Origin of the sequence: Pseudoduganella sp. R-43, from assembly GCF_049913255.1 — a bacterium.
Classification (GTDB): domain Bacteria; phylum Pseudomonadota; class Gammaproteobacteria; order Burkholderiales; family Burkholderiaceae_D; genus Rugamonas.
Genome location: NZ_CP183988.1, coordinates 3,247,834 through 3,270,775 on the forward strand (window position 1 = coordinate 3,247,834; position 22,942 = coordinate 3,270,775).

Below are 22,942 nucleotides of genomic sequence, written 5' to 3' on the forward strand. Positions count from 1 at the left end.
TTCTAGCTCAGGTAGAATTCGCGCATGAATCGACCTTCCCGCGTCCATGGCCTGGACACTCTGCGCGCGCTGGCCATCATGCTGGTGTTTGCCAACCACTATATGGGCTTCGTCAGCCACGAGCCGACCTTTGGCTGGTTCAGCGAAATCGGCTGGGCCGGCGTGGACTTGTTCTTTGCGCTTTCCGGTTACCTGATTGGACACCAGGTGTTTTCCGCCTTGCGCGGGCCTGGCCTGTCGCTGCCGCATTTTTATGCGCGCCGCTTGTTGCGCACCTTGCCGGCCTACCTGGCAGTGCTGGCGCTGTATGCCTGGTGGCCGTATTGGGCTGGCAACCTGCCGCATGCGCCGTGGTGGAAGTACCTGACCTTTACCCTGAATATCAATCTCAAGCCGGGGACGCTGTTCTCGCACGCGTGGTCCTTGTGCGTAGAGGAGCAGTTCTACCTGCTGCTGCCGCCTGTCGTGCTGGCCATTGCCGCCATCACGCGAGTACGCCGGGCTGGTGGCCTTGCGCTGGTGCTGGGCTGGGCGGCGCTGCTGTCCGCCATTGCGGCCGGCATGTGGCTGCGCGACGGCTGGTGGCAGCCAGCGATGGACCTCGGTGAGCGCGGCAGCCGCAGCTACTACACCCTGATCTACTACTCTACGCTGGCGCGTTTCGATGAATTGCTGGCCGGCGTCGCCCTGGCCATGCTGCGCAACTTCCATCCGAAGGCGTGGCAGCGCCTGACCAGTCATGGGAACTGGATGCTGGCTGCCGGCGCAGTTTTGACAGCACTGGCATTGTGGCTGTTCCTTGAGCACCATTTCAGCTGGGGCATGTCGGTCTTCGGCTATCCTCTGTTGGGCGTGGCGTTCGCCGCTTTGCTGCTGGCCGCACTCAGCGAAGGCTCGCTGCTGCACCGCACCCGGATTCCCGGCATGGGCGCGATCGCGGTCTGGTCTTACTCGATCTACCTGACCCACAAACAGGTTTGCATCCTGCTGGCCGAGCATTGGGAGCCGGTTGACCTGGATTCGATCGGGGTCATGATCGCCGCCAGCATTTTTGCCGGATGGCTGCTATATTTTGCGGTCGAAGCGCCGTTCATGAGCCTGCGCGAGCGCTTCATTCCGAACAACTTCAGACGGAGAACAAATGAAGCACCTGTTGGCAACGTCCCTGTTACTCCTTAGCGCAAGCGCGTTCGCACAACCCGCCGCCGGGCCATTCGCCCGTATGGTAGTGATCCAGCCGAAGCCGGGCCAAAGCGCGGCCTTCGAGCAGGGCTACCAGCGCCATCTCGAATGGCACAAGGGCGCCAACGACCGCTGGACCTGGTACGGCTGGTCGTTCGTGCTGGGCGACCGGCTCGGCATGTTCATGGATGGCACTTTCGGCCATGCCGCCGCCAACTTCGACGCCGCCGTGCAGCCGGCAGGCGACGCGGCCGACAACGCGGCCAACGTCGTGCCGCACGCCGATTTCCTGAGTCATGGCGTGTTCCGCCGGCTGGAGTCGGCCAGTGTAGGCCAGCCCTTGCCCGATGCATCGCCGTTTCTCGCGATGGCGACCTACACTATCGCGCCGGGTGAGGAGACGGCGTTCGAACGCCAGCTGGTGGCCGGCGCCTCGGCGCCCGCAAACACCGGCCGCGCGGCGCCCAGGTTCACCTGGTACCGCCTGCAAGTCGGCGGCGCCGGCGGCCAGTATGTCCTGATGCGCGCCGTGCCAAGCTTTGGCGCAGCCGCAGAGCTGCCGGAGGTATTGCCGGCAGGGGCGAAGGCGCTGGTGCGAGGCGTCCGAACCGAATTGCTGCGCTACCGCGCCGACATGAGCTATATCCCTAAAGACTAAGCTAGCTGCGCATCTCGATGACGTTGTCGTTCTGGGCGTCCGTCAGGAAGGCAAACAGCGCACGGACGCGGGCAGGGGCTTCGTAGCCTTCGGTCGCTTCGATGGCGCGGCGCATGCCCGGCACCGCTTCGCTGATATGGGGGCTGCCGTAAGCGCATATCAACAGCGCGGCGAGTTGCGCCGCTTCGCGCTCGTGGTTCTGGCGCAGGCGGCGCTCGATCACCTCGACCAGCACGCGCTGCATGCGTGGCGTCGGGTTTTCGATATGGGCAAACACCAGGGGCGTATTGGCGATCGCTTCGCATATGCGGCGTTCGATGTCGTCGGCCTTGGTGTCGGAGGGGATGTCGAAATACGCGCCCGCCCACCGTGTACGGGCGTACTGGTGGCCGGGCGGGAAGGAGTCGGCGGTGTCGAAGCCGAGCGCGTGGCTCAGCTTCTTCAACCAATCAAGGATGGCGGAGCTCATGGCGGCCATTGTACCGCCACTGCTTACACTGCGTGCGCTTCCTCGCCGAGACGGCCGGCGCGGAAATCTTCGACGGCCTGGAAAATCTCCGCCTGCGAGTTCATCACGAAGGGGCCGTACTGCACGATCGGCTCATTCAGCGGCTTGCCCGACAACAGGATGAAGCGACTGTCCGGGCCAGCCGTGATGGTCACGCCATCGGCGCCTGCATTATTGGCCAGGATCGCCATGCTCTGCGCAGGAACCGCCTTGCCATCCACCGTCACCTCGCCGCGGTAGGTGTAGATAAAGGCGTTATGGCCTGCGCGGATCGCCTGGCTGAATGCTTCGCCGGCCGGCAATTCCACGTCGATATACAGCGGTTCCGTCACTTCGCGTTGCACGGCGCCTTTCACGCCCTGGCTTTCGCCGGCGATGATGCGCACCGTGGCGCCGTTTTCAGTCTTCGCCACCGGGATTTCACCGGCTTCGAAGTCCTTGTACCAGGGCTGCTGCATCTTGTCCTTGGCAGGCAGGTTAAGCCACAGCTGGAATCCTTCCATCAAGCCTTCGGCCTGTTCCGGCATTTCGGAGTGGATCACGCCACGCCCGGCGGTCATCCACTGGACGCCGCCACTGGCCAGCAAACCTTCATTGCCGGCGCTGTCGCGGTGCCGCATGCGGCCGGTCAGCATATAGGTGACCGTTTCAAAGCCGCGGTGGGGGTGGTCGGGGAAGCCGGCGATGTAATCGTTGGCTTGCTCCGAACCGAAATTGTCCAGCATCAGGAACGGGTCCAGGCGACGCTGCAGTGGCTGGGTCAACACGCGGTTGATTTTCACGCCAGCGCCATCCATCACGGCCTGGCCGCGGATAATCCGTTCCACTGTGCGGGTTTGTGCGATGTTGTCCATTTTCTTTTCCTTTGTTGGTTAAGCCAGCAGTTCTGCAACGCGGGCATCGGCAGCGGCTTGCTGTTGGCCGGCCACTTCCGCGCCGTAGGCCTGGCCTTCGATGAACACATATTCCACGTCAGTCAGGCCGATAAAAGCCAGGAACATCTTCAGGTGCGGGAACTGGGTGTCAGTCGGCGCATCTTTGTGCATGCCGCCGCGCGAGGTGGCGACATAGACTTTTTTACCTTGCAGCAGGCCGACCGGGCCGTTCTCGCTGTACTTGAAGGTAACGCCGGCACGGGCAATCGCGTCGAACCACGATTTGAGCTGCACGGTGATGCCAAAGTTGTACATCGGAGCGCCGATCACGATAGCGTCGGCACGTTGCACCTGGGCGATCAGGGCGTCATCCAGGGCGACGCGGGCGGCTTGTTCCGGAGTGCGTTTGTCGGCTGGGGTGAACAGGGCCTGCAGGGTTGGCTCGTCCAGCACAGGGTGCGGGTTGGCTGCCAGGTCGCGCACTTCCACGGTGGCGCCAGGGTTGGTCGCCAGCAGTTTGTTGACGATATTGGTCGCTACGCGGGTGGATTCGGAACCGGAGCTTTTTGCGCTGGAGTTGATTTGCAGGATGTTCATGGTTTGCTTCCTTTCGAGTATTTGGTTTGTTGCTGCGATGGAGTAACTATAGTGGTTCCAAATATGATCCAGAAGCCGTTAAAATGGATAACATCGTGCCATCAGTGGAACAATCATGAGCGATATCGACCCCAGCGACCTGCTGTTATTTGCCCGAATCGTGGAATTTGGCAGCCTGAGCCAGGTTTCCGAACGGCTGCAATTGCCCAAATCGACGGTTTCCCGCCGCCTGACCCAGCTCGAGGCCACGCTGGGCGAACGGCTGTTGACGCGGACCACCCGCAAGCTGGTGTTGACCGAATTCGGCGCCAGCCTGCTGGAACACGCGCGCCGGGTCGCGGAGGAGACCGAAGCCGCCGGCGCCCTGGCCCAGCATCGCCAGCAGGCGCCCAGCGGCTTGCTGCGGGTGTCAATGCCGGCGGACTTTGCCAACGTCCACCTAGCGCGGATGCTGCCGGCCTTCATGGCCAAGCACCCGGCAATTACCCTGGAACTGGACCTGTCGCCGCGCCGCGTGGACCTGGTGGCGGAAAATTTCGACATCGCGATCCGCATGGGCGCCTTGCCTGACGATGCCACGCTGGCGGCACGCAAGGTGCTGATATCGACCTGGGGCCTGTACGCTGCGCCTTCCTATACGGTGGTGCACGGCCTGCCGGAGCATCCGGACGACCTGTTCAAGCACGAATTGCTAAGCCTGCGGCGCATGCCAAATGGCCTGGTGCGCTGGCCGCTCTCGCGCGGCAAGACCACCTGGGAGCGCGACCTGCCGGTGCGGCTGATGGCAAACTCGCCGGAGCTGCTGACACGCATGGCTGCCACCGGCATGGGCATTGCCACCTGCACCACGCAATTCGCAGCCCCGCTGGTGGCGCGCGGCGAACTGGTGCGCGTGCTGCCCGACTGGTGCTTTGCGCCCGTCACAGGCTGGGCGGTATTCCCCGGCCGCCGCCTGATGCCCGCCAAGACTCGCGCATTCCTTGATATGCTCGAGACCAACTTTAAGGAGAGTTAAGTGTAGAAATCGTGGCCTCAAGTGCTCAGATGCGATGAATTGTTTTCTCTCGGGATCAGGGAGTATCCATGAATGAACTAAAGAATCTATTGGAGCTGTTTGCCGGCGATTGGGTAGGTGAGGAAGACATTGCACCGTCCAGATGGGGGGCAGGGGGCACGGCAAACGCGTCGATTTCGGCGCGGCTGGATTTTGATGGCCGTATGCTGATCCAAGATTACAGCGCCGAGCGTGATGGCAAACCATGGTTCAAGGCGCATGCCGTGATCGCGTACGACCAGCAATCTTCTGCCTTGAGTCTCCACTGGTTCGACAGCATGGGATTCATTCCTGCTGCGCCCGCGCCAGGCCAATGGGATGGCGAGGCATTGCGATTCGAGCGTAGCTCGTCGCGTGGGCAGACGCGCCACACCTACCGACCTTCCGGCCCCGTTTCGTATGAGTTGGTACTGGAAAGCTCGTTTGACGGGGGCGCCAACTGGGTCGCTGTAATGACGGGGCGCTACTCGCGGACCAGCGGCTAAGGTAAGTTGGCGCGCGCTTTTGATGTGGATCAAGTCGTCCCGTAGACCAGGTGCCACCATGCCAGTTCATCTTCTTTACACAGGAGGCCAAGATGAAGCTGGCGATGATTCCCGTAACCTTGCCTGGCGGTGCGCGCGATACGGCGCTCACCAGTGCCTGGCTGCAGCGCGCCTGCGCGCCGGTCATCGAGTATTTTGATGACCATTCCGGTGGCAAGCAGAACCTGGAATTCACGGTATTCGATTGGCTGCCCCTCACTTTCCAGCAGTGGAGCGAGCTCCAGGAATTCCGCAACGGCGCCGTCAACGGACTGCTTGCTGCAGTCCGGCACGTGGACTTGAGCGGATACCAGCATTTTATCTATGTGGTCGACGATGGTGACGTGCGCGGCGGCTCAACTGTCGTTGAATTACAGACCTCAATTATTGGCGCACGCGACGTCTGCCCATCCCTTGTCGCGCGCGAGGTTGCGATACTGTTCGGCGCCACTGGCACCTCTCTTGAAAGACCGGAAGGTCCGGATGCCAACGGTGACCGCTTCTGCGTCATGGGAGGCGACGATTCAAAGTTCTCCTTCCATGACGCCAGCCTGGAAGATCCTGGGCAAGGAGCTGACGCTCCCCATACCCGATGCGGGCCCGGCATGTGCCTGCCGACGTTGTTGGCGACGGGTTGGATTACCCTGGAGCAGAACGGGGTCCAGGCATCGGGAAGTGTTACAGGATTGACTGGCAGTGTTGCTACTATTCGCGTCCTGGATGGAGTGACGCATACCGAAGGCGGGATAGCTGTGTGTTGCTACCTGGATGACGGCGACCGCTACCTGGTCGAATACCGTAGTCATCACTCCAAATGGGACCGCGGCACTCCTCCCTTGCCCTTGGGGTGGTTGCTCGTGCATCGGACGCCGCTTGACGGTCCCCTTGAAAGCCTATTGGTGGGGCAATTGCCTGTGACGCCTGGGCTTGCCCAAACTTTTGGAGGCCCGGAAAGCCTTTACCTGTTTGGCGCCAGCCCGCTGCGCCTTACCATCCTGGGCGCTGACGCTCAAGCCGGAACCGTTCAGATTCAGTTTGCGCGCCACAAGGCAGAGGTGCCCCAATATATTGATCCGGATCGGCAGTTCCGCCAGGAGCTGCGTTATGTGCTCTGGTCCCCAGAGTCCGGGCTGCATGTGTTTCCGGCGAGTTCGGATCTGGCAAAGGTCTTGAAGGGTGTCGCGGACTTGAAGGTGCTGCGCAGCACTTTACGTGCATCTCCGCGTCGCTACCAGGCCGGACTGTCAACGGCTTTCGAGAGCCAACAAAAGAAGGTGCAACATGCGGTTGCAGAAGTCAGCTTGCGCGACGAGTCTCCCGAGGACAGGTTGTTGTCTCGACTGGAGCGGCTCAAGGAGCGTCTCGCGCGGCATAAGGACTTCGCAGAATTCGAGCGCGACCTGGAGACACTGGAATCTCTGGCACGTTCGATCAGGCAAGCCGCTGCTATGCGGCCGTAAATTTGTGGCGCATCAAGCGCCACTTGGATTACTTGAGATTGGCCATCAGCTCGCCCAGGCGAACCGGGCCGGCAGGCTGCCAGTGCTGGTTGAAGTGCAGGGTGTCTTTCGGGAACAGCATGACAACAGTGGAGCCCAGCAGGAAGCGGCCCATTTCTTCGCCTTTTTTCAGCACGATGTTCTGGTCGGCATAAGTCCATTCGGTGACCTTGGGCAGGCGCGGCGGATTGACCAGGCCGTGCCAGACAGTGGCCATGCTGCCGACGATGGTCGCGCCCACCAGCACCATCACGAACGGGCCGAAGGCCGTTTCGAACTCGCACACCACGCGTTCATTGCGCGCGAACAGCCCCGGCACGCCGCGGGCGGTGGTCGGGTTGACCGAGAACAGTTCGCCCGGCACATAGATCATGCGTTTCAGCTTGCCGTCGCACGGCATGTGGATGCGGTGGTAGTCGCGCGGGCTGAGGTAGAGGTTGGCAAAGCTGCCGTGCTCGAAATGCTTGGCGAGCGAGGCATCGCCGCCGACCAGGGCCGTGGTGCTGAACTTGTGACCCTTGGCCTGGAAAATCTGGTCGCCTTCAATGGCGCCGAACTGGGAGATGCGGCCGTCGACCGGGCAGACGAAATCGGCCTTGGCCAGCGGGCGCACGCCCGGCTTCAGCGCGCGGGTGAAGAATTCATTGAAGCTGTGGTAGCTGGCGATATCCGGATTGGCCGCTTCGTCCATGTTGACGTCGTACTTGCCCACGAACCAGCGAATCAGTCGGGTGGTTTTGTCGCCGCCTTTGGCGCCTGCTACGCGGCCGGCGAAGTTGGTCAGGGCGCTTTTCGGGAGCAGGTATTGCGGCAATACGGCAAGTCGGGACACGGTCGGCATTCCAATGATTTGAAGATCCCGAATTATATCCTTGCTACCGCCTGCACCATAGGGTACAGTTTCGGCCAAGAATTATTTACCTTTTTTGCAATAATGAGTCGCCTGTCACTCGCAGCAGCCGCCATTCTCGCCGCTACCCAGGCCATGGCGGAGGAACAGAAGCAGGAACCTGTCCAGAAAGTCGAAATCAAGGGCGCGGCCGAAGCCTACAATCCGCGCAAGGACGACACAGCCAGCAAGATCATCGTCAGCAGCGATGAGCTGAAACGCTATGGCGACACCTCGATCGGGGATGCGCTGAAGCGGGTGCCGGGCGTGTCGGTCGGCGCCGGCGGACGCGATATTCGCATGCGCGGCCTTGGCAGCGGCTATACGCAAATCCTGCTGAATGGCGAGCGCGTGCCGCCTGGCTTCAATATCGAGACGCTGGCGCCGGACAGCATCGAGCGCATCGAAGTGATTCGCGCCGCCAGCGCGGAGTTCAGCACCCAGTCGATCGCGGGCACCATCAATATCGTACTGAAGAAGGCGGTCAAATCGGCGCAGCGTGAGTTCAAGTTCGGCGTCAGCCGCAGCAAGGAAGCGACCAACCCGAACGGAAACCTGGTCCTGTCGGACAAGGACGGCAATTTTTCCTATTCAATCAACCTGGGCGGCGGCCGCTACGAATTCGACCGCAATGGCCTTAGCCATGAAGAACTGATCGACCTGGCGGGCACGCCGCTGCTGGATCGCCGCATGCTGACGCATGACCGCGGCCATGCGCGCGGCCTGGAACTGTCGCCGCGCCTGAACTGGAACCTGGAGAATGGCGACACGCTGACTTCACAGTCCTTCATCAACCGTAATGTCTTCAAGAGCGCGATTGACCGCGACTACGACGTCGATGCGGGCGCGGCGCCATTCTTCGACGCCGTGCGGATCAAGAATGAAAACAAGAGCCTGTTCGCGCGCACGGACCTGAACTGGGTGCACAAGTTCGGCGAGGGGGCCAAGCTGGACGCCAAGATCGGGGGCCACCGCATGCGCAGCAACGGCAGCTGGTTCGAGTCCGATGCACATGGCGGTGCGCCCAAGCTGCAGCATGACGTCTTCAGCGGCGTGCGCGAATGGGGCATCAGCAGTACCGGCAAATATTCCACGCCGATCGGGGCCGAACATGCCTTGGCCGCAGGCTGGGAGGTGGGCTACACCGACCGCGACGACTGGCGCAACCAGCGCGACCTGTTCAGCCCCGATGGCCTGCGCGACGACAAGGACGAGGGCTATCAGGCTTCTCTGCGCCGCGCTGCCGCCTATGTGCAGGACGAGTGGAACATCAGCAAGGCCTGGTCGGTCTATGCCGGCTTGCGCTGGGAAGGCATACATACGCAAAGCTCTGGCGCCGGCTTCGACCCGGTCAGCAATCGCAGCAGCGTATGGAGCCCGCTGGCGCAAACCTTGTACAAGCTCCCCAACGGCAAGGACCAGTTGCGCGCCGCGCTGACCCGCACGTACAAGGCGCCGCAAGCGTCGAACCTTTCCGGGCGCCGCTTTACCTCCACGAACAACAGCCAGATCGATACCGATTGGATCGGCAATCCGAACCTGAAACCGGAGCTGGCGACGGGCATCGATGCCTCTTACGAGCATTACTGGAGCGAGGGGGCGTTGTTCAGCGTGGCCGCTGCCGCCCGCCGCATCAACAATTTCACCCGCCGCCGCGTCTTGCTCGATGAGACGGGCCGCTGGGTTTCCGCGATGACGAATAACGGCCGTGCCGACGTGCGCAGCGTGGACGTGGAACTGAAATTCCCGATGAAGGCAGTCATGGACAAGGCGCCCGCGCTCGACGTTCGCGCCAGCGTCAGCCGCAACTGGTCGCGCGTCGATTCGGTGCCGGGGCCGCACAACACGCTGGACCAGCAAGTGCCGCTGACAGCCATTTTCGGCCTCGATTACAAGACGCCCGACGGCGCCTGGAGCATGGGCGGCAGTTTCAACCTGCGTACCAATGGCGCCGTGCGCATTGAAGAAAACCGATATAGCTGGGCAACAGTAACGCGCCAACTGGATGCTTACCTGGCCTGGAAACTCGATAGCAAGACGCAGTTGCGTTTCTCCGCCTGGAATCTGCTGAAACAGGATTACCGGTCGAAGAATATCTACATTACCGATAATGGATCGCTGTCCTCGGAGCAGACCAGTTTCGGCGTGCGTAATATACGCCTGCAGCTGGAGACCCGCTTCTGAAAGTAAATGCCTGGCTTATACCGGAATTTAATAGAAATGAAATAAAAGAGCGCCGCCTGTCAAATGTGTGGCGCTTTTTTTTTAATATGGTTAAATTATGTGGATAAAATCATCGTAACTATGGTACATTGCAGGGAAGAAATCTCACACATTGTCACACTTTGATTTTTCATACACTTAGGGTAAAGAAAGATGACCACTTACCAAGAATACCAGGCAAAAATTGCCGAACTGCAAAATCTGGCCGCTGATGCGCGCAAAGCAGAAGTGCAAAAGGCGAAAGAACAGATCTGGTCCATCATGCGGGAATATGACCTGTCTCCGGCTGATCTCGGTCCAGCGGCCAAGAGCAATAAGCCTGTCAAGCCGCGTGCACGCGTGCCAATGAAATACCAGGACCCGGTATCGGGTTCCCAGTGGACCGGCCGCGGCCGTGCGCCGAAATGGCTGGAAGGCAAGAAGAAGGAAGACTTCCTGATTAAATAAGCCGATCGCGGCGAGAGGGGCGGATTAATATCCGCCCCTTTTCTTTTTATACGGAGAGAATATGTCGAGCTTAGCTTTGCGGCCGCTGCTGGCCGCTTTCCTGCTTTCCTTTGCCTCATCCGTGATGGCGGCAGGGCCCGTGCTGCTGACGCCCGAGCGCGTCTGGACGGGCGAGGGAGCGGCTCGCAGCGGCTGGTCGGTGCTGGTGGCCGATGGCAAGGTGGCGGCAGCCGGCCCGACGGCCGGCATGACGATTCCCGCCGGCGCCGAGCGCGTCGACTTGCCGGGCAAGACCCTGCTGCCAGGCCTGATGGACCTGCATTCGCATGTGCTGCTGCATCCGTATAACGAGACCAGCTGGGACGACCAGGTGCTGAAGGAGCCGGAAGCGTATCGCGTGCTGCTGGCTGCGCGCCACGTGCAAGCGCAGCTCCAATCCGGTTTCACCACCTTGCGCGATCTCGGTTCGGAAGGCGCGGGCTATGCCGACGTGTCGCTCAAGCGGGCGATCGAGGAGGGCATGCTGCCCGGCCCGCGGCTATTCGTGGCCACGCTGGCGATCGTGGCCAGCAGCAGCTATGGCCCGAACGCCAGGTCCTACCGGCCCGACATGGTGCTGCCGGTCGGCGCGCAGGAGGCAACCGGCGTTGATGAAGTGGTGAAGGCGGTGCGCGAGCAATCCGCACGCGGCGCCGACTGGATCAAGGTGTACGCCGATTACCGCACCGGTCCGGATGGCTCGGCGCACGCCACTTTCAGCCAGCAGGAACTGGATGCGCTGGTGGCGGCGGCTCATGGTTCGGGGCGGCGCGTGGCGGCCCATGCGGCCACGGATGAGGGAATGCGCCGTGCAGTGCTGGCCGGCGTGGACACTATCGAGCATGGCTATGGCGGCAGTGAGGCCACCTTCAGGCTGATGGCGGAACGCAAGGTTGCCTATTTCCCGACCCTGGCTGCGCCGGAAGCGACCAGCGAGTACTTCCAGAAGCATGTGCGGGGCGGAACGCCTACGCCTTCCATGCAGGCCGCCGCGCGGGCGTTCCAGCTGGCGCGCAAGGCGGGCGTGACGATTGGCCTGGGGAGCGACGTGGGCGTATTTGCCCACGGCGGCAGCGCGCGCGAGGCCGAATGGCTGGTCAGGCTGGGCATGACGCCGACCGAAGCGTTGCGGGCAGCGACCGTGGTCAATGCCGGGGTGCTGGACCGTGCTGGCTCGCTGGGCCAGGTAAAGCCGGGCTACCTGGCGGACCTGGTGGCAGTGGAGGGCGATCCGACGGCCGATATCACGGCCCTGTACCGTGTTGCCTTTGTGATGAAAGGCGGCATTGTCTATCGAAACGTGCGATGATGAAGTATGTCCGCGATTCCCTTATTCCCCTTGCATACGGTGCTTTATCCGGATGGGTACCTGCCGTTGCAAATCTTCGAGGTGCGCTACCTCGACATGGTGAAGCGTTGCATTGAACATAAGGAAGATTTCGGCGTCGTGGCGCTGGTGCAGGGCGATGAGGTGCGCAAGCCGGACCAGCACGAGGCCCTGTGCGCGGTGGGCACCATGGCGCATATCGGGGAATGGAAGGCGATCTTGCCGGGCCTGATGCAGTTGCGCTGCAGCGGGCGGCAGCGCTTCCGCATTGTCGCCGCCGAACAGCTGAAGCACGGCCTGTGGATGGCGGATGTGGCGCCGATCGACGATGACATGTCGGTGCCGGTGCCTTCCGAGCAGCAGGATGTGGCGGACAGCCTTGGCATCCTGATCCAGACCTTGCAGGAGCGGGGCATTCCGGCGGGGCGGATGCCGATGCAGGCGCCTTATCGCCTGCAGGAGGCGGGCTGGGTGGCCAACCGCTGGTGCGAGCTGCTGCGCCTGTCGCTGGCGCAGAAGCAGCTCTTGCTGGCGCAGGAGAACCCGGTCCTGCGGCTGGAGCTGGTGCAGGACGTGATGGTTGAACATGGCCTGCTGAATTAGGCCATCGCTGGCTCTATGCGCGTTCCGGCGCCCCGCGCTACACTGGGCGCATGTACCTTCCTGCTGCTTTCGCTGAAGACCGACTTGAGGTCAAACATGGGCTGATCCGGGCGTATCCGCTTGGGATGCTGCTTATTCCTGGCGCTGCGCCGACGGCCGACCTGGTGCCGTTTGCGCTTTATCCCGATGAGGGCGAGCCGGGGCTGGGCGTGCTGCGGGCGCATATTGCGCGCGCCAATCCTGCATGGAAGGCGCTGGCCGCCGGCGGCGAGTGCCTGGTAGTGTTCCAGGGACCGGAAGCATATATCAGCCCTACCTGGTACGCCTCCAAGGCGACGTCGCACAAGGTGGTGCCGACCTGGAATTACGCGATGGTGCAGGTGCGGGGAAGGGCTCGCGTCGTTGAGGATGCGGCGTGGCTCGGCCAGCAGCTGCGTGCCTTGACTGCCCTGCAGGAGGGCGCCCTGCCGGAGCCCTGGGAAGTGGACGATGCGCCGCTCGATTTCATTGAAGGCTTGCTGAAGGCGATTATCGGCATCGAGATTCCCATTGCGTCCATCGAGGGAAAATGGAAGGTCAGCCAGAACCGCGGCAAGGCGGATGCCGAAGGCGTCGTCGCGGGCCTGAATTCGCGCGCCGCAGCGGCCGGCGAGGGGGCGGCGGCGATGGCCGCGCTGGTGGCGGAGCGCATCGCGCCTGGCTTCAGGCAGGACTGAGTTCTTCTTCCCGGGCGTGGACGTGCATCGACCACGTCACGCCGGCAATCAGCAGCACAATGGCGGCGACTTCCAATGGGCGCGGGAACTGCTGCTTGTAGATAAAGCCATACATCAGCGCAAACAGGGTCTCGAACAGGATCAACTGGCCGGACAGGGTAATCGGCACCCGGCGGCTGGCGACGTTCCACAAATGGTTGCCGATCACCGAGGCGCCGAGGGCCAGCAGGCTATTGCAGATCCAGAACAGCGTCCAATCGCGTCCCGAGGCCGCACCTGCGGCGCCAGTGACGTCGCCATGGAAGACCGCGAACGCCATCGCGCCCACCACCAGTGCAATCAGCCCGGTCGACAGGCCGTACAGTGCCGACCACTCCGCGCTGCTGTAATGCGGATAGCGTTTCAGGTAGCGTGCGTTATCCAGCGTGTACCAGCTCCAGCACAGCAAAGCGCCGGTCGCACAGGCGACTCCGATCACCGTATTCAGCATGGAGGCGCCGGCAGCGGCGGCGTGCTGGAACACGTCGATATTGATGCAGGCAATGCCGGCCGCCGTCACCAGCAACGGCATGGCCAGCTGGCGCAACGGCACCGCGCCATGGTCGTTGCGCCCCATCAAGGTCACGGCGATCGGCAGAACGCCAATGATCAGGGAAGTCGGCGCCACCCCCGCCAGTTTGACGCCCAGCGCAAGGAACATGTAATACACCAGGTTGCCGGCCAGGGCGTGCCGCAGCAGTGCGAAATAATCATCGCGCTCCAGGCGGCCGACCAGGTTGCGCAGGCGTGGCAGCATCAGGACCAGGGCGATGGCGCCATAAGCGAGGTAGCGGCCGACCGCCATCTCGAGCGGCGTAAAGGCCGCCAGCAACTCCGGCACGATGAACACCATGCCCCACATCGCGCCTGCCAGCAGGCCGCACACCACACCAGTCCACATGCAATATTTCCCAATTTAAACCTGCGACAGTGTCGCACAGCTTGCGATATCTTGCTGAATCATGGACAAGACGTTGATCGCCGCGTTGCAGCGCGAGGCGCGGCCATTGGAAACAGCGGAGGACCTGGACTACCTGCTCGACTGCATCGGCGACGCTTCGCTGGTGCTGCTGGGCGAAGCCACCCACGGCACCCAGGAGTTCTACCGCCTGCGCGCCGACATCAGCAAACGTCTGATCGTCGACAAGGGTTTCGACGCCATCGCGGTCGAAGCCGACTGGCCGGACGCCTTGCGCGTCAGCCGCTACGTGCAGCATGGCGGCGACGACATGAGCGCCGACCAGGCGCTGTCAGGATTCAAGCGCTTTCCACAATGGATGTGGCGCAACCATGAAATCGTGGAGCTGGTGAACTGGCTGCGGGTGCACAACCACCACGTCGCCAGTCCGGCGCGCCGTTGCGGTTTCTATGGCCTGGACTTGTACAGCCTGCAGCAATCGATGCATGCGGTGATCGACTACCTCGACCAGGCCGACCCGGAAGCGGCGGCCCGCGCGCGCCAGCGTTACGGCTGCATCGACCACTTCGCGGAAGACCCGCAGCGCTACGGCTACGCCACCAGCTTTGGCATGAAGCCCGATTGCGAGGCCGAAGTGCTGCGCCAGCTGGTCGACATGAACCGCACGGCCAACGAACACCTGCGCACCGGCACGGTGCCGGATGAATTCTTCTACGCCCAGCAGAACGCGCGCGTGACCCGCAATGCGGAGGTGTATTACCGCGCCATGTTCAAGGGCCGCGACGAATCGTGGAATGTGCGCGATTCGCACATGGCGGAAACCCTGCAGGCACTGCGCGAGCACCTGGGCCAGAGCATCGGCCGGCCGGCACGCGTCGTGGTGTGGGCGCATAACTCGCACCTGGGCGACGCGCGCCACACCGAAATGGGCAGGCATGGCCAGTTGAACCTGGGGCAACTGGTCCGCGAGCGTTACCGGCCGCAGGACAGCTTCCTGCTTGGCTTTACCACGCATGCGGGCAGCGTGACGGCGGCCAGCGACTGGGATGGCCCGGCCGAGCTGAAATCCATCGTGCCGTCCAGGCCCGACAGCGTGGAACGCGTGCTGCACGAGGTGGGCATGCCGGCCTTCCTGTTGCCGCTGCGCGGGCGCAACAGCGCCTTGGCGCGGGCAGGCGGTCGCTTGCTGGAAAGGGCGATCGGAGTGATCTACCGGCCGGATACCGAGCGCATGAGCCACTACTTCCGGGCGGACGCGGAGCATCAGTTCGATGCGTTGATCCACATCGACCGTACCACGGCACTCAGGCCGCTGGAGCGTTCAGCTCTGTGGCGCCACGAGGAACCGGCCGAGACTTACCCATCCGGCTTGTAGCGCGACCAGGGTTGCCAGGTTCGCGATGACCGTGAGCCAGAACTTGAGCAGGAATGAGGTTTTGGAAGACTTGTGGCGCAGCAGCTGCTGCGCCGCGAGAGCGCCGGGCCAGCCGCCGGCCAGGACAAGCAAGAGCAGCGTGCGCTCGGGCGTGCGCCGGCGGCCACGGCGGGCGGCCGACTTGTCGAGCGCATAGGCGATGAAGCAGGCCGCGCTGGCGATGGCATACAGCGCGGCGATGCACAGCATCAGAAGTAGTTCAGGCCCAGTGCGGCCTTGACTTCATCGGTGGTGCGGGCGGCAACTTCGCGCGCGCGCATGGTGCCTTCCTTCAGCACCTGCATGATGTAGCCCTTGTCCTTGGCCAGTTCTTCGCGGCGGGCGCGGATCGGGGCCAGCATGTCCTGCAGCACGGCTTCCAGGCGCTTCTTGACGACGGAGTCGCCCAGGCCGCCGCGCACGTAGTGGTCCTTCATCTCCTGCAGGCTGGCCTTGTCGGTGTCGAAGGCATCGAGGTAGATGAAGGCGACGTTGCCCTCCAGGTGGCCAGGGTCCGACACTTTCAGGTGCAGCGGGTCGGTGTAGACCATTTTCACTGCAGCCGTGATTTCGGCGGCGCTGGCGCCCAGGTTGATCACGTTGCCCAGCGACTTGGACATTTTTGCCTTGCCGTCGATGCCAGGCAGGCGGCCCACTTCCGGCACCACGGCCTTGCACTCGACCAGGATGTCCTTGTTGGCCAGGCGGTTGAACTTGCGCACGATCTCGTTGGTCTGCTCGATCATCGGGATCTGGTCTTCGCCGACCGGCACGATGGTTGCCTTGAAGGCGGAGATGTCGGCAGCTTGCGAAGCAGGGTAGGTCAGGAAGCCGGCCGGAATGTCGCGTTCAAAGCCGCGCAGCACGATTTCCTGCTTCACGGTCGGGTTGCGCTCCAGGCGCGCGACGGTGACCATGTTCAGGTAATAGAAAGTCAGTTCGGCCAGCTCCGGGATTTGCGACTGGATCAGGATGGTCGACTTGGCCGGGTCGATGCCGCAAGCCATGTAGTCCAGCGCCACTTCCACCACATTACGGTGCACCTTGTTGGTGTCTTCCATATTGTCGGTCAGCGCCTGCGAGTCGGCCAGCATGATGAATTGCTGGTAGTCGTCCTGGTAGGAAACGCGGTTGCGCAGGCTGCCGACAAAGTGGCCGAGGTGCAAGGGCCCGGTCGGACGGTCGCCGGTCAGGATGATGGGTTTGGAATTGGATGCTGGCTGGCTCATAGGGTTCTTTCTCTTGCCCCTACCGATTGCGCCAAGAAAAACGCCACCTGGTCAGAGGCGGCGCTGATATTAAAATCACATCACTTTACAGTGGCCGCGCTATGTCAGCGGCGCCACCAATTGCGGGAAAACAGATGTGATTGGATAAATTTCATCCCGCAATGGTTACAGTTCAGCGCGGCCCTGTCAAGCCCGCTTAATAGCGGTTGGGGTTGTTGGGGCGCTCGTCCACCCGGTTAGGGACGCCGTCGTTGTCGCGATCGCGGTCGTAGCGGTTGGGGATGCCGTCACGGTCACGGTCGCCGCGCTCCCAGCGGCCGCGCTCCATGCGCCAGCGACCATTGTCCATCTGGGCCCAGGCCGGTTCGCGCCAGTAATAGCCGTGGCGGGCGCGCACGTATTTGCCGTTGACCCAGACGTGGCGGTGGCCGTTCCAGCGCCAATAGCCCGGCGTCCAGACAAAGCCGGCGCGGGCCGGGGGAACGACTTCATCGCGTGGTGGCGGCGGAGCAACACGTACCACGACCACATCGGCGCTGGCAGTTGGCGCCAGGGCCAGGCCGCCGCCCAGGGAACTTGCCAGAAGGGTGGCAATGAGCAATTTTTTCATGATTGGCTCCTTCCATTTCATCATAGTGGCCATTGTTGCTGGGACTGCCGCGGCCGTATGTGCGCGCACTAGCTTTCATATCAGCATTGATTTTCTAGTAATATTGCGAAGTTCATGCCCCACCGGAGTTCCCATGCGTTCTTGCCTCACCCTTATTTCCTTGCTGCTGGCCTCCCATGCAGGCGCGCAAACCTCGCCAATGGCGCCGGATATCGTGTCCGGCTTCGAGGCGCCGCAAGAGCAGGCGGATTACGTCAAACGCGTGGTGATGATCCCGATGCGCGATGGCGTGCGCCTGCATACCGTGATCGTGGTGCCGAAGGGCGCCAGCAAGGCGCCGATCATCCTGACCCGTACGCCCTACAACGCTGATGGCCGCGCGCGTCGCAATGTCAGCCCCTATATGCAGTCCTCGCTGCCGCAGGGCGACGAAGTATTCGGGCGCGATTTCATCCGCGTGTTCCAGGACGTGCGCGGCAAATACGGCTCCGAGGGCGATTACGTGATGAACCGCCCCGTGCGCGGCCCGTTGAATACCAGCCAGACCGATCATGGCACCGATGCCTGGGACACCATCGACTGGCTGGTGAAAAACGTGCCGGAAACGAACGGCAAGGTAGGCATGATCGGTTCTTCGTATGAAGGCTTTACCGTCCTGATGGCGCTGACCGAGCCGCATCCGGCGCTGAAAGCGGCGGTGCCAATGAGCGCGATGGTGGACGGCTGGCGCGGCGACGACTGGTTCCACAATGGCGCCTTCCGCGTCAATACGCTGGACTACATCGCCAGCCAGAATACGGTGAAGGGCCGCGGCGAGCCGCTGGCGACCGGGGCTTATGACGATTACGACGTGGTGCTGCGCGGCGGTTCGGTGGCTGGCCTGGCGCGCAAATATGGGCTGGACCAGCTCAATTTCACCAGGAAGCTGTTCGAGCATCCCGCTTACGACAGCTTCTGGCAGGAGCAGGCGCTGGACCGCATCCTGGCCAAGCGTCCTTTATCCGTGCCGACCATGCATGTAGTAGGGCAGTGGGACCAGGAAGATATCTACGGCACTTACGCGACTTATGCAGCGCTGGAAAAGCAGGACAAGGACAATAAGCTGAATTTCCTCGCGGTCGGGCCATGGCGTCACAGCGGCGTCAATTACGACGGCTCCTCGCTGGGCGCCTTGCAGTTCACCGGCGATACGGCGCTGGAATTCCGGCGCGATGTGATGGTGCCGTTCCTGAAGCAATACCTGGTTGACGGCGCGCCAGCCGCGGACACGCCACCGGTACTGAGCTACCAGACCGGCAGCAACCAGTGGCAGCGACTGGCGCAATGGCCGGCGTCGTGCGCGTCGGGCTGCGCGTCGGCGGCAAAGGCGCTCTATCTGCAGGATGGCTTCAAGCTGTCTTGGTCGCTGGCGGGCAATGCCAAGGGCTTCGACGAGTATGTGGCCGATCCGGCCAAGCCGGTGCCTTTCGTGCCGCGTCCTGTACGCATGGGCGATGAAAACGTGTGGAAGCCCTGGCTGGTGCAGGACCAGCGCTTCGTCAGCGACCGTACCGACGTGTTGAGCTATGTGTCGGAACCCTTGAAAGAGCCGCTGGTGCTGTCCGGCGCGCCTCAGGTGCACTTGCTGGCGTCGACCTCGGGCAGCGACGCGGACTGGGTGGTCAAGGTGATCGACGTATACCCCGACGAGGTGCCGTCGCAGCCCAAACTGGGGGGCTACCAGCTGCCGCTGTCGATGGATATCCTGCGCGGGCGCTATCGCGACAGCTTCGAGAAGCCGTCGGCTATCCCGTCGAACAAGCCGGTGCAGTTCAACTTCGCACTGCCGCCGGTGAACCACGTCGTGCAGCCGGGACATCGCTTGATGATCCAGGTGCAGTCAAGCTGGTTCCCGCTATATGACCGTAATCCGCAGACCTTCGTGCCGAACATCTTCCTCGCTGCGCCGGGCGACTACAAGAAGGCGACGCAGCGCGTGTTCCATGGCAGCTCGGTAGAGTTGCCGGTGGTGGGTAAGCAATGAATCTCGTACATGCCCGATAGGAGCGTTGATGGAATTTCGCTGGACTGACTCGACCGAAAAGCTCGACTGGGAAGAAATGTCGGAGCTGTATCGCATCGCACCTCTTGGCATCAAGAGCGGCGAGTGGCTGAAGACCGGTTATTCGAACAGCATGTTCAAGTGCATTGCGTTCGACGGCGAACGAATCGTCGCCGCGGGGAGCGCTGTTGCCGACGGCGTCGATTGCTCCTATCTCTGCGACATTGTGGTTCACCCGGCTTACCAGGGTTCGGGGCTCGGGAAGGAGCTCATACAAAGACTGGTCGACCTGTCCCGGGGCCACCGAAAGATCATCCTGTATGCCGTTCCTGGGAAAGAGCCATTCTATGAAAAGTTCGGATTTCGCCGCATGAACACGGCCATGGCGATATTTGCGGACCCTCAGAAGGCGGCCGCAGACGGCTATACAGAGTGAGATGTACTCATATTTTATGAACTCTAGAAAGGAGGTTCGTTCAAATGCTGCACACAGCTAACTGCCGAATCACACAAAATGGAGCAACATATGCAAGTACATATCTTCAGAGGTCCCGGCCGCATCTTCGGCTTTACCGCACAACCATCGGGTGAAAACCTGCCACGGAAGTATGCGCCATGGTCGGAATTCAGGACCATCGAGCTTCGCAAGGGCGAGCATACACCGGGTGTTGATGCGAACGAATGCCTGGATGACATCGAGACTTATGGAGTGCACGTCACCGATGCGCACTCCCGAATCACTGAGGAAGCAATTCGTTAAGCGGTTCCCGCTACATGCTTCTGAATTGCGGCCGGGAAGGCCTGCGCTGGTGGCCTAACCCCACCGTTTACCGGTCTGTTGCGACGTATTGCGGCTGACCGGCACTTTGGGTCGCTTCGAAGGAGAAGAAGTTGCAGACCGTCCCATGCGTACTTTCAGGTCAAGTCTTATTAGCTACTATAGTTGAATGATTATGCGACGTCTCACGAAGGTCGAGGACCTGTTTCAAGTTGCCGGACTAGGTCTGATCGTCGTCCCAGGTCCATCGAGAACAGAAGTGGCGGGCGGGGCCAATATTCCTGTCGAACTCCGCCTTCCAGATGGATCAGTCCTGCACGCGCATGCGACACTACGACACGTTTTCCAGTCGCCTCCGCCACCACCGGCTGTGGCAGCGCAGTGGGTTTGCATTCTATCGGGAGTATTAAAAGAAAATGTTCCTATCGGTACCGAAGTCTGGAGCTGCAATGTTGCATGACCCATCGCTCCGGCGGTCCGCCCATTGTCATCGCTGGAAATCACAAAAATGAGTTACAGATTTCATTTCACCTTTGAAGCGGATTGGCGCAGTGCTCCGGGAGCATACTGGGTGCACGTGCCGGCCGCTGATGACCCTGGAACATTTATTCCTTCGGCACCGAGGGAGGTGCCGCATAAGGGCTTCGCCATGCTGCATGTGGAGTTCGATGTATTCGATCTGTGGTTTAGTTCCCAAGCCCAAATCGACCATTACATAGAGGTTCTTTCGATGACCGCTTTGCCAACTACTCGCCAGCTTTCGAGGTCCCGCGGTGTCGGAGCAGGACCTAATCAACATTGGTTAAGCCGCCTTCCCGGTAGGCTAAAATCTTCGCGGGTACGCCCGGCGCTGGTAAAGGCGCTTCGCGAAGCGAGGGAGTTTGCGACCGCAAACTCGCCCAGTAATGCTTTCCATCTGTACTCGAAAGAGGGGACCGCATAATGCCTCGCGGGCAGCTCTTGGCCGCGTTTATTGTCGGCGGGCAAGCCAAACGACGACACTGATATGCACATAGGGACCTTTTAATTGCTACGCATACTGCCATTTCTCGTACTGCTTCTCTGGTCTTCGATTGCGCTTGCCAAGGATATCTTCATTCATTCGCATCATCCGGTCTCGAAGAGGTTCGCGATCTTCGAAGATAATGAGACGGTTGCCTATCTTTACTTAACAAAACCAGGTACGCAGCGGCCGGAGAAAGATGCCGTTGCTTACTCCCGCGTCCCGCCAGCTCCAGAAGTGGATTGGAACGTCATTGGGCAGACCGGCGAAGTGCCTCCGCTTCCAAGAGACGTCGCGAGCTCTCAAGCGCTCATTCGAAATCCGCGTGAACAGGAGTTCACATTTAAATGGTCCTCTAGCGGCGAGGCAGTAGCGTTGCTACGCAGCGGAGTTCCCATTGCCTTCGCAGCTGCGTCAGAAAAATTTGGATACTCAAAGGCGGTTTCAAAATCCAGCCACCTTGCCAATGCATGGGACCAGAAACGTTACGACGCCATCTTCGGGAAATAGCTTGTCGAGGGAGAAGAACCAAACTGTTCGCTGTCGCTAACTGCCGCTTAAGTCATAACTCTTATCGACGACCGGGAGAAATACAATTGAAGTCTTCACTGCTCTTTCTTACGGCGTTTGCGTATGCTGCCGTTAGCGCGGCCGAGCCGCCTTACACCTTCATCGAAGGCAAGGTGCCCGAAGATGTGCAGCCGGATGGGAATTCGATTGTGTTCGAGGGCCCAAAGGAGATCCTGGTGATCGATACCGGCCGTCATCCAGAGCACACCGACAAGATCATCGCCGTTGCAAAGGCGCGAAATAAACCCATCACGGCCATCATCAACACGCACTGGCACCTCGATCATGCGACCGGCAATGCTCGCCTCCGTTCTGCCTATCCTGGCGCGAAGCTTCACGCAAGTACGGCTGTCGAGGGGGCGTTGCAAGGCTTCTTGATCCGGAATGTCGAAAAGGCGAAAGCGAGGCTGGAAGATCCATCGGTGCCCGAACCGCGCAAGGCCGATACGCGGCTGTACCTGAACGCGATCAACGATCCTGCCAACCTGGTCCCCGACCAGCCAGTCAAGGGAGCGATGTCGATAAATGTTGGCGACCGCAAACTGCAACTGCATCTGGCCAAATACGCGGCAACCGAAGGCGACGTCTGGGTCCATGATCCGGCCAGCAAGACCGTGTTCGTTGGTGACCTGGTGGTTGTGCCGTTGCCATTCTTTGATACGGGCTGTGCGGAAGGCTGGCGGCAGGCGCTTGCTGAGATCGACAAAGTTGATTTCCAGACCTTGGTGCCGGGTCATGGCTTGCCGATGGATCACGCCGCGTTCTCCAATTACCGTAGCGCGTTTGATGCATTCACCGCTTGCGCCGGAAGCAGTCAGCCTACGGCTAGCTGCGTCGCAATCTGGATGCAGAAGGGGGCGGCCTTCGTGGCCATGCATCCGGACCCCAAGTATTCGGAAGCTGCGCTTGCGTACTATGTTGACCAGGTATTGCGCATACCCGCCAAGCGCGCTGAATATTGCGGCAATCCGAATGAAGCCGCTCGATGAGCCCATCATGGATACTCCCGGTGTGCGAGCTCACCGGCCAGTGGCGCAGGCTTTCCGGGCGAAATTAGTCGGGCGGAGCGTCCTCCTGGCGGCGGTATCGCTGGCGCCGGTCCAGTGTGGGGATATCCCTGGCGGCAGCCGTCGAGGCAGTGGAAGCTGGCTGGTGGCGGGCTTGTGTGGGGATGGGCGGTACTCGGGGAGGCGTGGAC

General features: G+C 61.4%; 24 protein-coding genes. 16 read left to right on the forward strand and 8 right to left on the reverse strand.

Annotation, left to right across the window (positions count from 1 at the left end; genetic code table 11):
- The first annotated feature begins 24 nt into the window (after nucleotides 1–24).
- A complete protein-coding gene (locus tag ACN9M3_RS14940; protein ID WP_426323446.1) occupies nucleotides 25–1,179 on the forward strand; it encodes an acyltransferase family protein in 1,155 nt (384 codons plus the stop codon).
- Nucleotides 1,142–1,840 carry a hypothetical protein gene (locus ACN9M3_RS14945; protein WP_426323448.1) on the forward strand — a complete coding sequence of 233 codons (699 nt, stop codon included), beginning with the start codon at nucleotides 1,142–1,144 and terminating at the stop codon, nucleotides 1,838–1,840. Before ACN9M3_RS14940 ends, ACN9M3_RS14945 begins: the two co-directional genes overlap by 38 nt.
- Before the next feature lies 1 nt (nucleotide 1,841).
- Here the strand turns inward: ACN9M3_RS14945 and ACN9M3_RS14950 are convergent, their stop codons facing one another.
- Genes ACN9M3_RS14950 through ACN9M3_RS14960 form a run of 3 tightly spaced genes read right to left on the reverse strand, consistent with a single transcriptional unit; the run spans nucleotide 1,842 to nucleotide 3,820 of the window.
- A complete protein-coding gene (locus tag ACN9M3_RS14950; RefSeq protein WP_426323450.1) occupies nucleotides 1,842–2,318 on the reverse strand; it encodes a hypothetical protein in 477 nt (158 codons plus the stop codon).
- A gap of 14 nt (nucleotides 2,319–2,332) precedes the next feature.
- Nucleotides 2,333–3,202 (reverse strand): pirin family protein, encoded by an 870-nt coding sequence (locus tag ACN9M3_RS14955; RefSeq protein WP_426323452.1) that lies wholly within the window; start codon nucleotides 3,200–3,202, stop codon nucleotides 2,333–2,335.
- A gap of 18 nt (nucleotides 3,203–3,220) precedes the next feature.
- Entirely contained in the window at nucleotides 3,221–3,820 is a 600-nt protein-coding gene (locus ACN9M3_RS14960; RefSeq protein ID WP_426323454.1) for an FMN-dependent NADH-azoreductase, read from the reverse strand.
- 115 nt (nucleotides 3,821–3,935) lie between these two features.
- Between ACN9M3_RS14960 and ACN9M3_RS14965 the strand changes: the two genes are divergently transcribed.
- From ACN9M3_RS14965 to ACN9M3_RS14975, 3 genes are all read left to right on the forward strand, one after another.
- The gene (locus tag ACN9M3_RS14965; protein WP_426323456.1) at nucleotides 3,936–4,835 is read left to right on the forward strand and encodes a LysR family transcriptional regulator; all 900 of its coding nucleotides are present in this window, start codon (nucleotides 3,936–3,938) and stop codon (nucleotides 4,833–4,835) included.
- A 68-nt stretch (nucleotides 4,836–4,903) separates the two neighbouring features.
- Entirely contained in the window at nucleotides 4,904–5,359 is a 456-nt protein-coding gene (locus ACN9M3_RS14970) for a DUF1579 family protein (RefSeq protein ID WP_426323458.1), read from the forward strand.
- Between the two features lie 92 nt (nucleotides 5,360–5,451).
- Entirely contained in the window at nucleotides 5,452–6,858 is a 1,407-nt protein-coding gene (locus tag ACN9M3_RS14975) for a hypothetical protein (protein ID WP_426323460.1), read from the forward strand.
- A 28-nt stretch (nucleotides 6,859–6,886) separates the two neighbouring features.
- On the opposite strand, the gene asd is transcribed toward ACN9M3_RS14975, so the two are convergent.
- Complete coding sequence (gene asd / locus ACN9M3_RS14980; protein ID WP_426323462.1) at nucleotides 6,887–7,738, reverse strand: archaetidylserine decarboxylase; 852 nt, start codon at nucleotides 7,736–7,738, stop codon at nucleotides 6,887–6,889.
- 93 nt (nucleotides 7,739–7,831) lie between these two features.
- Here asd and ACN9M3_RS14985 point away from each other — a divergent pair, with 93 nt between their 5' ends.
- The 5 genes from ACN9M3_RS14985 to ACN9M3_RS15005 all read left to right on the forward strand — a co-directional run bounded on the left by ACN9M3_RS14985 (nucleotide 7,832) and on the right by ACN9M3_RS15005 (nucleotide 13,141).
- Nucleotides 7,832–9,970 (forward strand): TonB-dependent receptor plug domain-containing protein, encoded by a 2,139-nt coding sequence (locus ACN9M3_RS14985; RefSeq protein ID WP_426323464.1) that lies wholly within the window; start codon nucleotides 7,832–7,834, stop codon nucleotides 9,968–9,970.
- 192 nt (nucleotides 9,971–10,162) lie between these two features.
- Nucleotides 10,163–10,456 (forward strand): H-NS family nucleoid-associated regulatory protein, encoded by a 294-nt coding sequence (locus tag ACN9M3_RS14990; protein ID WP_426171848.1) that lies wholly within the window; start codon nucleotides 10,163–10,165, stop codon nucleotides 10,454–10,456.
- Between the two features lie 61 nt (nucleotides 10,457–10,517).
- Entirely contained in the window at nucleotides 10,518–11,804 is a 1,287-nt protein-coding gene (locus ACN9M3_RS14995) for an amidohydrolase family protein (protein ID WP_426323466.1), read from the forward strand.
- Between the two features lie 6 nt (nucleotides 11,805–11,810).
- On the forward strand, nucleotides 11,811–12,425 hold the full coding sequence (locus ACN9M3_RS15000) for an LON peptidase substrate-binding domain-containing protein (RefSeq protein WP_426323468.1): 615 nt from the start codon (nucleotides 11,811–11,813) through the stop codon (nucleotides 12,423–12,425).
- Nucleotides 12,426–12,475: 50 nt separating this feature from the next.
- Complete coding sequence (locus ACN9M3_RS15005; protein ID WP_426323470.1) at nucleotides 12,476–13,141, forward strand: FMN-binding negative transcriptional regulator; 666 nt, start codon at nucleotides 12,476–12,478, stop codon at nucleotides 13,139–13,141.
- On the opposite strand, the gene ACN9M3_RS15010 is transcribed toward ACN9M3_RS15005, so the two are convergent.
- Nucleotides 13,128–14,081, reverse strand: a complete 954-nt coding sequence (locus tag ACN9M3_RS15010; protein WP_426323472.1) for a DMT family transporter — start codon at nucleotides 14,079–14,081, stop codon at nucleotides 13,128–13,130. The genes ACN9M3_RS15005 and ACN9M3_RS15010 overlap by 14 nt on opposite strands.
- Before the next feature lie 61 nt (nucleotides 14,082–14,142).
- Between ACN9M3_RS15010 and ACN9M3_RS15015 the strand changes: the two genes are divergently transcribed.
- The gene (locus ACN9M3_RS15015; RefSeq protein WP_426323474.1) at nucleotides 14,143–15,474 is read left to right on the forward strand and encodes an erythromycin esterase family protein; all 1,332 of its coding nucleotides are present in this window, start codon (nucleotides 14,143–14,145) and stop codon (nucleotides 15,472–15,474) included.
- Here ACN9M3_RS15015 and ACN9M3_RS15020 read toward each other — a convergent pair.
- The 3 genes from ACN9M3_RS15020 to ACN9M3_RS15030 form a co-directional block, all read right to left on the reverse strand.
- On the reverse strand, nucleotides 15,421–15,723 hold the full coding sequence (locus ACN9M3_RS15020) for a DUF1294 domain-containing protein (RefSeq protein WP_426323476.1): 303 nt from the start codon (nucleotides 15,721–15,723) through the stop codon (nucleotides 15,421–15,423). The two genes, ACN9M3_RS15015 and ACN9M3_RS15020, sit on opposite strands and share 54 nt — an antisense overlap.
- The gene (gene trpS, locus ACN9M3_RS15025) at nucleotides 15,723–16,742 is read right to left on the reverse strand and encodes a tryptophan--tRNA ligase (RefSeq protein WP_426323478.1); all 1,020 of its coding nucleotides are present in this window, start codon (nucleotides 16,740–16,742) and stop codon (nucleotides 15,723–15,725) included. The genes ACN9M3_RS15020 and trpS overlap by 1 nt, the downstream gene beginning before the upstream one ends.
- Nucleotides 16,743–16,938: 196 nt before the next feature.
- On the reverse strand, nucleotides 16,939–17,352 hold the full coding sequence (locus ACN9M3_RS15030; RefSeq protein WP_426323480.1) for a YXWGXW repeat-containing protein: 414 nt from the start codon (nucleotides 17,350–17,352) through the stop codon (nucleotides 16,939–16,941).
- A 133-nt stretch (nucleotides 17,353–17,485) separates the two neighbouring features.
- Here ACN9M3_RS15030 and ACN9M3_RS15035 point away from each other — a divergent pair, with 133 nt between their 5' ends.
- From ACN9M3_RS15035 to ACN9M3_RS15055, 5 genes are all read left to right on the forward strand, one after another.
- On the forward strand, nucleotides 17,486–19,375 hold the full coding sequence (locus ACN9M3_RS15035) for a CocE/NonD family hydrolase (RefSeq protein ID WP_426323482.1): 1,890 nt from the start codon (nucleotides 17,486–17,488) through the stop codon (nucleotides 19,373–19,375).
- Nucleotides 19,376–19,403: 28 nt separating this feature from the next.
- Nucleotides 19,404–19,829 (forward strand): GNAT family N-acetyltransferase, encoded by a 426-nt coding sequence (locus ACN9M3_RS15040; protein WP_426323484.1) that lies wholly within the window; start codon nucleotides 19,404–19,406, stop codon nucleotides 19,827–19,829.
- Between the two features lie 90 nt (nucleotides 19,830–19,919).
- Nucleotides 19,920–20,153: a hypothetical protein gene (locus ACN9M3_RS15045; RefSeq protein WP_426171867.1), complete on the forward strand. Its 234-nt coding sequence runs from the start codon at nucleotides 19,920–19,922 to the stop codon at nucleotides 20,151–20,153.
- A 1,045-nt stretch (nucleotides 20,154–21,198) separates the two neighbouring features.
- Nucleotides 21,199–21,684, forward strand: coding sequence for a hypothetical protein (locus ACN9M3_RS15050; RefSeq protein ID WP_426323486.1), 486 nt, complete (start codon nucleotides 21,199–21,201; stop codon nucleotides 21,682–21,684).
- An 86-nt stretch (nucleotides 21,685–21,770) separates the two neighbouring features.
- Complete coding sequence (locus ACN9M3_RS15055) at nucleotides 21,771–22,733, forward strand: MBL fold metallo-hydrolase (protein WP_426323488.1); 963 nt, start codon at nucleotides 21,771–21,773, stop codon at nucleotides 22,731–22,733.
- The last annotated feature ends 209 nt before the right edge of the window (nucleotides 22,734–22,942 follow it).

Bases quoted from the DNA above. Each gene is read 5' to 3' on its own strand.
- ACN9M3_RS14990 (WP_426171848.1), top strand. From the start codon at position 10,163: ATGACCACTTACCAAGAATACCAGGCAAAAATTGCCGAACTGCAAAAT.
- ACN9M3_RS14975 (WP_426323460.1), top strand. From the start codon at position 5,452: ATGAAGCTGGCGATGATTCCCGTAACCTTGCCTGGCGGTGCGCGCGAT.
- ACN9M3_RS14950 (WP_426323450.1), bottom strand. From the start codon at position 2,318: ATGGCCGCCATGAGCTCCGCCATCCTTGATTGGTTGAAGAAGCTGAGC.
- ACN9M3_RS15045 (WP_426171867.1), top strand. From the start codon at position 19,920: ATGCAAGTACATATCTTCAGAGGTCCCGGCCGCATCTTCGGCTTTACC.
- ACN9M3_RS14955 (WP_426323452.1), bottom strand. From the start codon at position 3,202: ATGGACAACATCGCACAAACCCGCACAGTGGAACGGATTATCCGCGGC.
- ACN9M3_RS15000 (WP_426323468.1), top strand. From the start codon at position 11,811: ATGTCCGCGATTCCCTTATTCCCCTTGCATACGGTGCTTTATCCGGAT.
- ACN9M3_RS14960 (WP_426323454.1), bottom strand. From the start codon at position 3,820: ATGAACATCCTGCAAATCAACTCCAGCGCAAAAAGCTCCGGTTCCGAA.
- ACN9M3_RS14940 (WP_426323446.1), top strand. From the start codon at position 25: ATGAATCGACCTTCCCGCGTCCATGGCCTGGACACTCTGCGCGCGCTG.
- ACN9M3_RS15020 (WP_426323476.1), bottom strand. From the start codon at position 15,723: ATGCTGTGCATCGCCGCGCTGTATGCCATCGCCAGCGCGGCCTGCTTC.
- ACN9M3_RS15030 (WP_426323480.1), bottom strand. From the start codon at position 17,352: ATGAAAAAATTGCTCATTGCCACCCTTCTGGCAAGTTCCCTGGGCGGC.
- ACN9M3_RS15015 (WP_426323474.1), top strand. From the start codon at position 14,143: ATGGACAAGACGTTGATCGCCGCGTTGCAGCGCGAGGCGCGGCCATTG.
- ACN9M3_RS14985 (WP_426323464.1), top strand. From the start codon at position 7,832: ATGAGTCGCCTGTCACTCGCAGCAGCCGCCATTCTCGCCGCTACCCAG.
- ACN9M3_RS15010 (WP_426323472.1), bottom strand. From the start codon at position 14,081: ATGTGGACTGGTGTGGTGTGCGGCCTGCTGGCAGGCGCGATGTGGGGC.
- ACN9M3_RS14945 (WP_426323448.1), top strand. From the start codon at position 1,142: ATGAAGCACCTGTTGGCAACGTCCCTGTTACTCCTTAGCGCAAGCGCG.
- ACN9M3_RS14995 (WP_426323466.1), top strand. From the start codon at position 10,518: ATGTCGAGCTTAGCTTTGCGGCCGCTGCTGGCCGCTTTCCTGCTTTCC.
- ACN9M3_RS14970 (WP_426323458.1), top strand. From the start codon at position 4,904: ATGAATGAACTAAAGAATCTATTGGAGCTGTTTGCCGGCGATTGGGTA.
- asd (WP_426323462.1), bottom strand. From the start codon at position 7,738: ATGCCGACCGTGTCCCGACTTGCCGTATTGCCGCAATACCTGCTCCCG.
- ACN9M3_RS14965 (WP_426323456.1), top strand. From the start codon at position 3,936: ATGAGCGATATCGACCCCAGCGACCTGCTGTTATTTGCCCGAATCGTG.
- ACN9M3_RS15005 (WP_426323470.1), top strand. From the start codon at position 12,476: ATGTACCTTCCTGCTGCTTTCGCTGAAGACCGACTTGAGGTCAAACAT.
- ACN9M3_RS15035 (WP_426323482.1), top strand. From the start codon at position 17,486: ATGCGTTCTTGCCTCACCCTTATTTCCTTGCTGCTGGCCTCCCATGCA.
- trpS (WP_426323478.1), bottom strand. From the start codon at position 16,742: ATGAGCCAGCCAGCATCCAATTCCAAACCCATCATCCTGACCGGCGAC.
- ACN9M3_RS15040 (WP_426323484.1), top strand. From the start codon at position 19,404: ATGGAATTTCGCTGGACTGACTCGACCGAAAAGCTCGACTGGGAAGAA.